11 protein-coding genes and 2 tRNA genes are annotated in these 13,411 nt (G+C 33.6%); 5 read left to right on the top strand and 8 right to left on the bottom strand.

Annotated elements, in window-relative coordinates; all coding sequences use genetic code 11:
- Positions 1–20 precede the first annotated feature (20 nt).
- Together EV142_RS13750 and EV142_RS13755 are read left to right on the top strand one after the other, a co-directional pair.
- Positions 21–94: transfer RNA gene (locus EV142_RS13750), tRNA-Thr, on the top strand.
- A gap of 108 nt (positions 95–202) precedes the next feature.
- A tRNA-Thr gene (locus EV142_RS13755) sits at positions 203–276 on the top strand.
- A gap of 196 nt (positions 277–472) precedes the next feature.
- On the opposite strand, the gene EV142_RS13760 is transcribed toward EV142_RS13755, so the two are convergent.
- From EV142_RS13760 to htpG, 3 genes are all read right to left on the bottom strand, one after another.
- Positions 473–1,189 carry a DUF4369 domain-containing protein gene (locus EV142_RS13760; RefSeq protein WP_132036442.1) on the bottom strand — a complete coding sequence of 239 codons (717 nt, stop codon included), beginning with the start codon at positions 1,187–1,189 and terminating at the stop codon, positions 473–475.
- 131 nt (positions 1,190–1,320) lie between these two features.
- Positions 1,321–2,154, bottom strand: a complete 834-nt coding sequence (locus tag EV142_RS13765) for a hypothetical protein (RefSeq protein WP_132036443.1) — start codon at positions 2,152–2,154, stop codon at positions 1,321–1,323.
- 244 nt (positions 2,155–2,398) lie between these two features.
- On the bottom strand, positions 2,399–4,282 hold the full coding sequence (htpG, locus tag EV142_RS13770; protein ID WP_132036444.1) for a molecular chaperone HtpG: 1,884 nt from the start codon (positions 4,280–4,282) through the stop codon (positions 2,399–2,401).
- 200 nt (positions 4,283–4,482) lie between these two features.
- Between htpG and EV142_RS13775 the strand changes: the two genes are divergently transcribed.
- Both EV142_RS13775 and EV142_RS13780 read left to right on the top strand, forming a co-directional pair.
- Complete coding sequence (locus EV142_RS13775; protein WP_132036445.1) at positions 4,483–4,983, top strand: lipocalin family protein; 501 nt, start codon at positions 4,483–4,485, stop codon at positions 4,981–4,983.
- A gap of 17 nt (positions 4,984–5,000) precedes the next feature.
- Positions 5,001–5,696 carry an OmpA family protein gene (locus tag EV142_RS13780; RefSeq protein WP_132036446.1) on the top strand — a complete coding sequence of 232 codons (696 nt, stop codon included), beginning with the start codon at positions 5,001–5,003 and terminating at the stop codon, positions 5,694–5,696.
- 71 nt (positions 5,697–5,767) lie between these two features.
- Here the strand turns inward: EV142_RS13780 and EV142_RS13785 are convergent, their stop codons facing one another.
- Genes EV142_RS13785 through EV142_RS13800 form a run of 4 tightly spaced genes read right to left on the bottom strand, consistent with a single transcriptional unit; the run spans position 5,768 to position 9,528 of the window.
- On the bottom strand, positions 5,768–6,496 hold the full coding sequence (locus EV142_RS13785) for a hypothetical protein (protein WP_132036447.1): 729 nt from the start codon (positions 6,494–6,496) through the stop codon (positions 5,768–5,770).
- A 53-nt stretch (positions 6,497–6,549) separates the two neighbouring features.
- Positions 6,550–6,951, bottom strand: a complete 402-nt coding sequence (locus EV142_RS13790) for a hypothetical protein (RefSeq protein ID WP_134092224.1) — start codon at positions 6,949–6,951, stop codon at positions 6,550–6,552.
- A 30-nt stretch (positions 6,952–6,981) separates the two neighbouring features.
- Positions 6,982–7,698 (bottom strand): imm11 family protein, encoded by a 717-nt coding sequence (locus tag EV142_RS13795; RefSeq protein ID WP_132036449.1) that lies wholly within the window; start codon positions 7,696–7,698, stop codon positions 6,982–6,984.
- Between the two features lie 3 nt (positions 7,699–7,701).
- Positions 7,702–9,528, bottom strand: a complete 1,827-nt coding sequence (locus EV142_RS13800) for an AHH domain-containing protein (protein WP_132036450.1) — start codon at positions 9,526–9,528, stop codon at positions 7,702–7,704.
- 157 nt (positions 9,529–9,685) lie between these two features.
- Between EV142_RS13800 and EV142_RS13805 the strand changes: the two genes are divergently transcribed.
- Positions 9,686–10,636 carry an ABC transporter ATP-binding protein gene (locus EV142_RS13805; RefSeq protein ID WP_132036451.1) on the top strand — a complete coding sequence of 317 codons (951 nt, stop codon included), beginning with the start codon at positions 9,686–9,688 and terminating at the stop codon, positions 10,634–10,636.
- 164 nt (positions 10,637–10,800) lie between these two features.
- On the opposite strand, the gene EV142_RS13810 is transcribed toward EV142_RS13805, so the two are convergent.
- The gene (locus EV142_RS13810; RefSeq protein ID WP_132036452.1) at positions 10,801–13,212 is read right to left on the bottom strand and encodes a S9 family peptidase; all 2,412 of its coding nucleotides are present in this window, start codon (positions 13,210–13,212) and stop codon (positions 10,801–10,803) included.
- Between the last annotated feature and the right edge of the window lie 199 nt (positions 13,213–13,411).

The raw sequence follows: 13,411 nt of genomic DNA on the forward strand, positions 1-13,411 counted from the left end.
ATTTGCACCCGTAATGAGTCGCCAGCGTAGCTCAGTTGGCTAGAGCAGCTGATTTGTAATCAGCAGGTCGTGGGTTCGAGTCCCTCCGCCGGCTCAGCGTAAAACCATCACTTTTTAGTGGTGGTTTTTTTATTTAAAGTAAAGCGTGAATTTATTTTGGAAAATACAAAAAACCACTTTATATTTGCACCCGTAATGAGTCGCCAGCGTAGCTCAGTTGGCTAGAGCAGCTGATTTGTAATCAGCAGGTCGTGGGTTCGAGTCCCTCCGCCGGCTCAACATAAATTAACCATCACTTTTGTGATGGTTTTTTTTTTTTGATCCAAACTTAAATTAAATTCCAAATTCCAATTGAAGTTGCGGTTGGAATTTGGAATTTGAAAATTGAAATTTTACATTGAAATTTCGGATTGGATCAAAAAAACGCCCTGAATTTTCAGGACGTCCTTGTAATTTTATAATGTTCAGAAAGCTATTTCTGTTCTTCTTTTTTAATATCACTAACATACTTTGTTAGTTTTTTACCGTAAAGGGATTGTGCTACTTTTGGTGTCATTGATTTTTGAATGGTATCCAGAAATTTAATATTGATGTCATAAATCTCAGCCAAAGCGATATAAGGCGCTATTTCGTGATCTTTATGGTTGATAGCAAAGTTGGTAGCGAATAAGTACTTTCTTTTGATATTAGACTGTTGTTTGGCATCAATACTGTCAACCGCTTTTTGATCCTGTCTTTTGATCGCATTAAATTTGGATTCAACCATATTAAGGTTTTCATCATTAAAACGGGAATTTATTTTTTTATATTCTTCGAATAATTCCTGATTCTTAGATCCGGTAATTTTAGCACCATATATAAAATTGTCCAGGTTTGTTTCGATGTTAACATTTCCCGGCTCAGCAAAAAATAGAATATTATTGTCCAGTGAATTTGTTACGCCACGATCCAGGAATAAATAAAGCATTTCCGGTGAGTCTAATTTTATATCTCTTTCAAAACTTGAATTTCCGTCGATTTTAACCGAGTCAATAGCAACAAGAGAAGTGTCAACCACTCTTTGAATGTATAAAGTTCCTTTTTTTAATCCTTTTATGTTTCCAGTAAGATGTAAACCGTCAGTAGTTTCTTTTTTGCTGCAGGATGCCAGTAGAGCAATTGCAGCAAAGGCAATAATTGATTTTTTCATTGGTTTTTTAGATTTTGCTGCAAAATAAAGAAAATAGTTTGAATGTAAGGAAGTAGCGTTTAAATTTTACTTAAAATAAATCCCAATCTATTTCTAAATTGGGATTTTTCATTTTTAGCAAACTTGTTTAGTTACATAAGTAAGTTAAATACAGCGCCGTTTTCATTTGTATAAGTGTATTTGCTATCGCAATCATTGTTTCCGTAATCGACAATTCCATTAAGTAAACCGCCCTGAATTTTTAGTTTTCCTTTAGAAATAAACTCACAAGAATATTTTTTTATTAAGGCTTCCTGAACAGTTAGTGTTAAGGTTGCTCCGTTTGATGAAGTTACAGTATGTGTTCCTTCAGTCATTTCGTAGACATTATCCTCTAAGACAAAAGGAGTGTCAACACCAGCGGTTTGTTTTAGCGTAAAGATTCCGGTATTAAGGAAAACTTTACCGGCTAAATCTGTAAATTTTCCATTGGTTACTTTTCTGCTAAATTGTGGTACAGTTGCAATAGTTGTAGTATTCGTATATTCAATTGTTCCTTCTAATTTTATTCCGTTAATAGAATAATCAATTCTTTCAATGGTCATTTTGCTTCCCGTTGTAGTTATCGGACCGGAAAGAGTGACTTTTAGTTTTCCTTTTCTCATCAATTGATTGTCTGAACAGCCGGCTGTTCCGTAATCTACTGTAAATATTTTTGGGTAAGATTCGGCACTTTGCTGCGTAATTGTAACTGTTCCGCAAATTCCGGGAGAAGTTTCTGCCGCTTTTCCTGTTGCAGCCGTTTTTGACGAAATAAATAATCCGGTTTTTAGGTCCATTTCGTTTGTGGCATCAATTGCAATTGATGCTCCAACCGAAGATACATCTGTCTGATTAGTGGTAGTGGTCTCTTTATCGCTGGAACAAGAAATATTGATTAGCCCTGTGGCACAAAAGGTTAGTAGTAAAATAAGGTTTTTTTTCATAGTAGTTTTGTTTTTTAATTAGGTTAAAAAGGCACTCAAATGTAATAAAAAAATGAACGACAATAAAAAAACCTGTACGCTCAGTTACAGGATTTTAAAACGTTTTCTTGTGGAATAATGTTGTATAAATTTCTAATTAATTTTTTAAACCTTTCAATCGGAATGAACTGGTATAAGTTAAGTGAATAAAAAAAGCCTGCAAATATAAACTTGCAGGCTTTTAAGTAAAATATCAGAGATACTCTTATTTGATCATTTCAAAACTTCTTTTCACAAAAGCGGTTAGAGCTTCTCCTTTTAAAAGGTTTTGTGATAGTTTAGCCAGGTCTAAAGCTTGTTTTACCAAATGCTCCTGATGTGTTTTGTCTTCTGTATTTAAAATACTGGCAGCCAAATCAGAATTAGTATTGACAACCAGATTGTACATTTCCGGCATATTTCCCATTCCGAACATTCCACCGCCACCAGACTGGCTCATTTCTTTCATTCTGCGCATAAATTCCGGCTGCGTGATAATAAACGGAGCCGCCTGACTGTCCATAGCTTCCAATTGTACAGAATACGCTTTTGGAATGTAAGACTCCAATGAAGTTTTTAGAGTCTCTTTTTCTTCATCAGATAATTTAGAAATCGTGTTTTCGTCTTTTTTGATCAGATTATCAATATGATCAGAATCGACACGAACGAAAGTTAAACCGCTGTTATCACCTTCAATTTTCTGAATTAAATGCGAAATAATAGGAGAGTCCAAAAGTAATACTTCATATCCTTTTTCTTTCGCAGTTTCAATATAAGAGTGCTGAGCATCTTTATTTCCGGCATATAAAACAATCAGTTTTCCGTCTTTATCGGTTTGGTTGTCTTTCAGTTTTTCTTTTAATTCTTCAAGAGTAAAGTACGTATCGTCAACCGTAGGGTATAGGACGAAGGCACCTGCTTTTTCGTAGAATTTGTCTTCAGAAAGCATTCCGTATTCCAAAACGATTTTAATATCGTTCCATTTTTGTTCAAAATCAGCACGGTTTTCAGTAAATAATGCTTTCAGTTTATCTGCTACTTTACGAGTGATATAGTTGGAGATTTTCTTAACTGCACCATCAGCCTGTAATCCTGAACGGGAAACGTTCAAAGGAATATCCGGAGAATCGATAACCCCTTTTAACATCGTTAAAAATTCAGGTACAATCCCTTCTACGTTATCGGTAACGTAAACCTGGTTTTGGTACAATTGAATTTTATCTTTTTGAATCTGCATATCCGAACCTAATTTCGGGAAATACAAAATTCCGGTTAAGTTAAACGGATAATCAACATTTAAATGAATATTGAATAAAGGCTCTTCGAATTGCATTGGATACAACTCTCTGTAGAAATTTTTATAATCTTCATCCGATAATTCAGTTGGCTGTTTGGTCCACGCCGGGTTTGGGTTATTGATGATATTGTCTGTTTCAACAGTTTCATTTACGTAATCTTCAGGAGCATCTTCCGGTTTTGGAAGTGTTTCTGTTCTTGTTCCGAATTTAATCGGAATAGGCATAAACTTATTGTATTTATTCAATAAACCGCTGATTTTTGAATCTTCTAAAAATTCAAGGGAATCTTCTGCAACATGAAGGATGATTTCCGTTCCGCGTGAAGTTTTGTCAGCTGGCTCTAAAGTAAATTCAGGGCTTCCGTCACAGGTCCAGTGCGCTGCAGGTTCGTCTTTGTAAGATTTAGTAATAATTTCTACTTTCTCTGCAACCATAAAGGCAGAATAGAAACCAAGACCGAAATGACCAATAATTCCGGAATCTTTAGCAGAATCTTTGTATTTGTCCAGGAATTCTTCAGCTCCTGAAAAAGCAACCTGATTGATGTATTTTTCTACTTCATCGGCTGTCATTCCTAAACCCTGATCGATAATGTGGATTTTTTTACCTTCTTTATCAATCTTAATTTCAATCACCGGATTCCCGTATTCTACTTTTGCCTCACCAATACTTATTAGGTGTTTTAATTTTAAAGTAGCATCGGTTCCGTTTGAAACCAGCTCACGTAAAAAGATTTCGTGGTCGCTGTACAAGAATTTTTTGATTAAGGGAAAGATGTTTTCTACTGAAACATTAATTTTACCTGTTGTCATATTTTTTAATTTTTAGTTTAATGTGATGACTTTCATTTAGTCAAATAGAATACCAATTGTTTTTCGAATGACAAAATGTCGTAAGTGTTAATTTTGAAAGAAAATAATCAGATTCTAAAACGAAAGATGTTCAATGAATTGTATATTTGTGCTATAATAATTGTTAAACGTGTAAGTATTAACTTAAATAAATGTACAAAATGAAGAAAATTATTTTCATTTGCTTGATTGCCACGATGTTATTTGCGTGTAAATCAGCTTCGTCAACAGCTTCAACTGAAGCAACGCCGCTTTCGACTAAACTTGACAAATCTACTCAGGTAGCTATTAAAGGAAATTGGGTTCTTACCAATGTTTCCTATCCCGGTTCTGAGTACATAAAAGTGAACTCATTTGATCTTGCCGATTCAAAATGCTTTATTGGCAGTACCTGGAATTTTATTTCAAACAACAATAAAGGAACAATGACTCTTACAGCACCAAGCTGTACAGCATTTACTTCTCCAATTGTCTGGAGTATCAATAATCAGGGACTTTTTGTTCTTAAAATTGTTGAGCCCGGTACAAAATCAAAAAATGTAAAATCAGGTTATTTGCTTAAAGTAGCAGGCTTAACGGATACTTCATTCCAGTTAATCGACAACATCAATGTTGGAGGTCAGGCAAAAGAGGTAACGTACCAATTTCAAAGAGCTAATTAATATTAAAAAGGATAAAAATGAGAAAGATAACAGTTTTAGGTTTGAGCAGTTTACTTATATTAACTAGTTTTTTTATAAGTTGTGATTCAGTAAAAAATGCAAATAATACACAAAAAGGAGCCGGAATCGGAGTTGTTGCAGGTGGTATTATTGGCGGTATATTAGGAAATAATTTAGGTAAAGGTGGAAACGCCGCTTTAGGAGCTGCTATTGGAGCTGCTGTAGGTGGTGGAACAGGAGCACTTATCGGAAATAAAATGGATAAGCAGGCTCGTGAAATCGATCAGGCTTTACCAGGAGCTGATGTTGAAAGAGTAGGTGAAGGAATTCACTTAACGTTGAATGAAAATGCAGTTCGTTTTGATACTAATAAATCAACTCTTACCGCTCAGGCAAAAGCAAATTTAGATAAATTAGTTCCTGTATTTAATGAATACGGAGATACTAATATTGAAATTTTTGGTTATACCGATAATACCGGAAAACCAGAATACAATATGACACTTTCAGGACAAAGAGCTGCGGCTGTGCAGTCTTATTTAGTGGCTAAAGGATTAAAATCAAGCCGTTTTAAAACTTCAGGTTTAGGAATTGCTGATCCTATTGCCACCAATGATACTCCGGAAGGAAGAACTCAAAACCGTCGTGTTGAATTTGCGATTACTGCAAATGACAAAATGGTTAATGATGCAAAGACAGAAGCTGGAAAATAGTTTCTATACAATATAATTTGAAAAAAGCTGTTCGTAATGAACAGCTTTTTTTTTGTAATTACTCTTTTCGTTTATTTAAATACATAAATATTGCTGGCTTCACAGTCATGTTCATTTCCATAGATATAAAATGGTCTATGAATGTTAATTCCTTCAAATATTTTTGATTCGAGTTGTTGAAACGTTTTGTTTAATAGTAAAAAGACTTTGTATATATAGACTTGAGTTAGAGATTCATAAAATGTACTATCCAGTAGATAATTATCTAATTCTAATTCTTCTAAAATTGAATTGAATTTTAAATATTCTTTCCAAACAGGCGAGTAATCTATTTTACAATCTTCGCTAAGCAATTCGTTATTATAATCAAAATTAAGGTAAGAGGGTTTTTTGTTTATTGAGAATTGTCCTTTTCCGTAAATTCTAATATAACCTAACGGGAAAAAATCATGTTCGATAAACATGGATTGGTAAATAGTACTCTTTTCATCTTTTTTTATGATTTTTGTTAATTTTCGGATAGCATTAATAATGTCGTTTTTGAAACTTTCAATAATTTCAGCTTCATTAATGTTTAATTTCTTTACTTCTAAAAATGAGTTGATTAATTTTTGATTGTCTTTTATTTTCGTTAATTCTTTTACTTCCTCATCTTCCATATAATTGTTAATGCCTAATGAAAGATAATAATTATTGTTTTCTGTAATGTATTCGTTTATGACAGCATTCAAGGAAAAACTATTTATAATTTCAAAATGATGATTAAAATATTTTTCAAGATTTTGTTTTATTTGTTCCATTTTTTTCTATTCTACGATATTAGGAATTCAATAGGCTGAACTATATTGATTTGTTAGGTTTTAGTAATCATTCCTTGATAATCAAAAAAGGCTTTAAAACTTTTTGAAAACCAAAAGTGATACACTGCTATGGAGTAAACAAGAATCATCACAATAAGTGGAGTTTTATTAACTGGGGCTGTTTTGATGGTAATTAAACCAATAATTGCACCCAGAATTCCAAGAGAAAATAATATTACGGAAAGGATTCTGGCCCAATTTTTCCCTCTATACACCAGTATCAATAATCCAATTGTTAAAAGGAATCGTATTGTCTGTTGAATAATTTTTTTTAATTCAATTTCCGGCATAGTAGAATTGTAAAAATATATCGTATGGAGTGATACCATTAATATGCTAATTGAAATAAAAATTGTTTTTATCTTTCCTGTTTTCTCTAAATGATTCATTTCCATTTTTATGATGTGATTTGTAATTTTTGTTTATTAAGCTTTACCATATACTTTTTCTCTTTCTTCGTGAAGCCATTCATTTAAGGATAATTCTACTGGCTTAAATTCAATACCAGTGCAGTCAGATTCTTCAATTTCAATTTTTAGTTTTTCAGAAACAATATATTTTGATCCACCTTCTATATTTTGAATTAAGAAAAAATCTTGTTTTAAATCATCTAAAAAGTTGAATTTTGTGATATGGATTCCGAATGGATATCCTTTTTTATCTATTCCAGATTTTTCTGTAATAAATTCTGCATAGGATTTAATTTTTAATTTTTCAATAAGATTAAATGTATTTTCAGTCAGATAAACTTCCGATTTTTTAAAATCAATAAAACTCATGTCAACTTCATACATGTTTAAAACATAATAAGTATCAATGATTTTATCTTGATGTATAACGGGAGACTTAAAAAATTGCAATCCCGTTTTCCTATTTTTTTCTAATATGGTTTTTAGTTTTTCACTTATTAAAGGTTTCAATGTAAAACCCATTCCTGTTACGCTTATAAGATCAGTAATATTCGATTTGGCATATAAAACTGCGTTGGCAGTAATAGGTTCAAAATTAATTTTAGTAAAATGTGTATGTTCAATAAATTTAGGTTCATCCCAAACATGACAATTGAATTTAATATTCTTTACCTGCGGATAATTCCCTAATACTTTTGCATTTAAAGCCGGTTCTATAGAATAATATTTCATAGGTTAAAAATTTAACTGGTTTATTGGTATATTTGGATTATTTTGAATAGCGGTCTTAATTTTAGTTATTAAGATTGATAGCTCATTGTAAGCTTGTTCTGGAGTTAAGTTTGATGGAATTCTGTCCAAATAGTTTTGAACTAAATTATCATAATGTGCATGACTACCATTATGAATAGCTGTACTTAAAGGAATACCATTTAAAGCTTCATTCATATGGAATTTCCCTGATTTAGCAGCTTTTTGAATTGCAGGATGTATACTTTTTGCCCAGGGGATAATATGATGTGCCTGAATTCCTGATGCTGTTATGTTTAATACTTTTCTTAATTGTGAACGAGAACCAAAGGTAAATACTCCATTGGTAATTTTCAAAAATAATGTTGTTTTTCCAGTTGCTGTTGTAATTACTTTTAATCCAATTTTAGTTCCTGCTGTCGCCCAACCAACTATTGGTATGGCACTTGCGTAGCTTAAAGTTGCATTTACTCCGTCACCTTCAATTGTATATAAACCTCCATTAATTAAATCAGCAGCCTCTCCGAACAGAGGAACTAAGCCAAATACATCAAGTGTTATGTGTACAAATCCTTTTGAAGCTTCCCAATGTATTTTAGTATCACTCCAATCTGGATGATTTGCTCGTAAAACGGCACATTCAATCGTAAATTGTATCCATAAAAGCCCTCCCGGGTCGGCTGTTAAATAGCTTGCAACGTCCAAATCCATATATTGGTCTACAGACAATAAAAAATTATTATCTAAATCTGTCTGGATTTTAGTATCAGCTTGCGCGCTTAAAACGAAACTAAAGGCTTTTGAATCTACTGCTGCATCATTTTTTACAACATCTATAATTTGTTTTACAAAACTCTTATCAGCAGCAGTATTATTCTGGCCTAAAAAACTTTTAAGGGAAGCGGCAACATCATCATGATGCGACAGAAACTCCAACTGTGAATAATCAAGTGTGCTTCCTAATAAATCATTTATTTCATTAGCAAGTATTGGTACACCACAATCTGCAGATTGACAGGGAGGAGGTAGTGATATTCCGGTATCTACAGCAGGCCCACCGCCACCGCCACTTCCTGAACCGCCACCTCCGCCTGGACCACTTGGTCCTCCATCAGTACTTCCCCCGGTGGTACCCTCTCCACAAGAGTTTGTTAAGTAAGCCACAACCTGATAAGTTGAATAAGGTGGAGCACCATTTCCATCACACTGACCTGCCTGCGACTCTCCTGAATGAGCACCACTATAACATTTATGTGCGGTTTCTATTATATTGAACTCATAAGTGTTCTCGCAGTTTTTTTTAGAGGTTATATTCTGAATCGAAAAAGTTTCGCTATTGATTTCTTTAAATTCGGTTATCTTAAAGTTATTATGCTGGCTCGCTATTCCATCAGGAAAATAATAGGTAATGATGTAAGCTTTGAACTTTTCATCACCTAAATTTCTGGCTAAAATCAGATTGTCTATTGTTTTATTTGAAGCATAGTTTAGCTTTTCTATATAAAACGTGTAAGATTCACGTAATTTATCAGGCCTTTTAGTATAGGTAATATTATCTGTGAAAATTTTAAAATCCTCTGTTTGGATATTTTTACTTGTGACATTAGATTTTAGATTGTCTAAATTTTTAAGCCTGTTGAAAAGGGAAGTATTTGATTTAAAGTAATCATAATTTTTATGCAGGATTATAAAGTTTTCTTTTTCCTGGTTTGGTATTTCAGATTTGTCAATTTCCGCACTGCATCCGTATAAAATTAGAAAAATGGCTAAAGCCAGAAGTTTTACAATAAATATTTTTTTTGTTTTACCCATTATTTGATTACTTAAAATATACAATTAATATTATGCGAGTCCAAATACATACAAAAAGTACTACAAAATAAAAATATTTTTTTTATGAATTATCTAATTGCTTTTTTTTGACTTTCGGTTTTAAAGGTTGTAAATTTGAATCCTCAATTAGAATTCAATGCTTGATATAAAAAATATCTCCTTTTCGTATACGGATGCGCCGGTTATTAAAAATGTGACTTTTTCAATAGAAAAAGGGCAGAATATTGCTATTATAGGGGAAAGTGGCTGCGGAAAAAGTACGCTCCTTAAGCTTATGTATGGATTGTATGATTTAGATGAAGGTCAGATTTTTTATAATGAAAAACCTGTTTTGGGTCCAAAACACAATTTGATTCCCGGAATGCCCTTTATGAAATATCTGGCACAGGATTTTGACCTGTCTCCCTATGAAACTGTAGCAGAGAATGTCGGGAAGTTTCTTTCGAATGGTTTTGCCAATATGAAAAAACTGCGCGTTCAGGAATTACTGGAAATGGTAGAAATGGATCAGTTTGCACATGTGAAAGCTAAATTTTTGAGTGGAGGACAACAGCAAAGAGTTGCTTTGGTCAGAGTTTTGGCTTTAGAACCAGAAGTTATTTTACTTGATGAACCCTTCAGCCAGATAGATGCCTTTCGTAAAAATGCGTTGCGACGAAATTTATTTCGCTATTTAAAACAAAAAGGAATTACCTGTATCATTGCCACCCACGATAGTACAGACGCTTTGTCATTTGCTGATGAAGCTATTGTAATGAGAAGCGGTGAAATCATTGTAAAAGACAATCCGACAAAAATCTATGAAGATCCTGAAACGAAATATGTAGCGTCACTTTTCGGAGAAGTAAATGAAATCGCAACACATTTATTACTCGACTATGAAGATCAAGCACATAAAACATTAGTGTACCCGCATCAGTTTAAAATGGTTTCGGAATCTAATTTGCCGGTTAAAATCAGAAGAACTTATTTTAGAGGAAATCATTATCTGATAGAATCGGTATATAAACGACAATTGGTTTTCTTTGAGAGTGAAATTGATTTACCGGTTGAAGAAAGTGTTTTTCTGGCCTTAAATTATTTATAAGAAAAAATTATTTGATACTTAATACAAAACCCGACAGGTTTTTAAAACCTGTCGGGTTTATTATTTAAAAAAAACTTAGCATCTCAGTAATTCAGAAACTTAGCGACTAAGAAAGAAAACCTTTGCCACTTTGCGACTATGAACCTTTGTACCCTAAAAAAAGACTAGTTTTTCAAATACTTTTCTAAAAACTGATCCTGTTCCCAAAGCAAATGCAATATGTTCTCTTTTGCAACATATCCATGAGCTTCTTTAGGTAAAATCACCATTCTTGCCGGAGCTCCCAATCCTTTTAAAGCCTGGAAATAACGTTCTGTCTGTAAGGTAAAAGTTCCCGGATTATTATCTGCTTCACCATGCACCAGCAAAAGCGGAGTTTTCATTTTATCAGCATTCATAAAAGGAGACATTGTATTGTAAACTTCTGGGGCTTCCCAGTAATTGCGCTGCTCGCTTTGAAATCCGAATGGTGTCAAAGTTCTGTTATAAGCACCACTTCTGGCAATTCCACAGGCAAAAAGATTAGAATGCGTCAATAAGTTAGCCGTCATAAAAGCACCATACGAATGCCCGCCAATAGCTACTTTCTTTCTGTTTATATAGCCTAAGGCATCTACTGCATTGATGGCTGCTTCGGCATTATCGACTAATTGTGAAATGAAATTGTCATTCGGTTCTGTTGTACCTTCACCAATGATCGGGAAAGCCGCATCGTCTAAAACGACATATCCTTTAGTAACCCAGTAGACAAATGATCCGTAATACGGAAAAGTAAATTCATTTGGATTTTGTGTCGATTGCCCCGCGCTGTTTTTGTCTTTATATTCAGCCGGATACGCCCAGATTAACAAGGGCAGTTTTTCCTTTTTCGCCTTGTCGTAACCAGCAGGCAGGTATAATGTGCCTGAAAGTTCAACACCGTCCTTACGTTTGTATTTGATTACTTCCTTGCTGACATTTTTAATGCTTTCGAAAGGGTTCTTGAAAGCTGTAATAGGGGTCAGGCTATTTTGTTTTTTGATGTTTCTGAAATAATAATTCGGATAGTCATTTTTGGACTGGATTTGTACCAAAACTTTTCCGGTTTTAAAATCTTCAATCTCTATCAAATCTTCTTTTTTGTCTTTATAGGAAGAAGTATAAAGGCGTTTGTTTTTTAAGGTTTTAAAATTGAATTCATCTATAAACGGAAACTGGCCTTCTTTTGTATAACCTTCCCCAATACGGTAAGCATTGTCTTTTTCAAGGGCTAAGACATATTTGTTATACTCGTTTTTTCTGGTTTCAAAAGTACCCGGATCAGAATAGACATCTTGTGAGTTCCTGTCTGTAATTAGTTTTGGCTCTTGTCCCGGAGTGGATGGATTAATTAAATAGGTCTTTACATTACGGGTATCATACCATTCATCAGAAACAATGGCAATATTATCGTTCCCCCAGGTTATACCCGAAAAACGCTGCGGTAATTTTACCAGGGTAATCGGATCGTTTGTAAAAGGAGCATCCCAAAGAAAAACTTCATCTCTGAAGTCTGCCTTATTTGCAGGATTTCCTTCGTCTAAAGCAGTCACATAGGCCAAAGTAGCAGGTTTGTCATTTCTCCAGCTCATTTCTCTTTTCCCTTTTCGTACCGCCATAAATCCTTTAGGAATAATTTCGTTTAAAGGAACTTCATTAACGGTTTTAATTTCTTTTCCTCTAATGTCATAAACAATGGTTTTAGAAGGGAATCTGTTTAAGGGAACTACATAAGAAAATGGCTTCTGAATCGTGGTCAGCATGATATAATTGCCATCAGGCGAAATTCTTTCTCCGGCAAACATAGAAGCTTCTTTAAATAAGGTAGCGGTTCCGTTAAGGTTTACTTTGTATAATTCTGAAGTCACGCTATTTTCAAAATTAATTTCATCATTTTTGTTTTTCAACATATCCGGATACGTCCTGTTTTGGGATTTCTCTCCTGAAGTATTCGAAACAATTGGTCCCGTTGGCAGGTCTTTTTTGGAATCCAGTAAAGGCTGTCTGTTTTTAGGAAGCATTTTTACCAATATAGTTTCATTATCTAAAAACCAGCTAAACGGATTACCAAGATTGGCATTGACAGTTGCCTCGGTAAGCCTGGTCGCTTTTGCAGTAGCAACATCTAAAACCCAAAGTTCAACCCCTGACTTGGTCGTGTGTGAAAACAGAATTTTTTTATCGTTTGGCGACCAGAGCACATTGCTTATTTTAGGATTATCCGGCAAACCTGTAACCTGTATTTCATCTGTGCTGCTTATTTTTCGGACTTTCAGGTTGTTAATATAAGTTACTGTACTTGAAATGTTAGTGACAGGATTGATTCGTAAACCCGCAAGGCGAAGCTCTTCCTGATTTAAATCATCTAATGTCTTATAGGTGTTTCTGTAAGACAGCAGCATATATTCTTTTTTAGTATCCATAGATACAGAAGGAGCCCTTTCGTAATCCGCTAAATCTAAAATTGATTTGGAAGGTTTCTGATAGGTTAGATTTTCTTGTGCAAAGCCAAAAAAACCAAAATTTAGAAGTAGTAATAGTGTAACCTTTAATTTCATAATTTGAATTTTAGGGGTTTAAAAAATGATACCGATAAATGTTTGTCTAAAGTACTTTAGTCTTGTTACATTTTAAGTTCTAAATTTAACTTTTTTTAGGTTTTATAGGAATTAATTGATTTATCGGAATTTAAAACGAATCAATATAAACTATTATTGAAGTATATTAAATTGTCAATTACGAAAAAAATAGTAATTT

Source organism: Flavobacterium circumlabens (assembly GCF_004345565.1).
Lineage (GTDB): Bacteria > Bacteroidota > Bacteroidia > Flavobacteriales > Flavobacteriaceae > Flavobacterium > Flavobacterium circumlabens.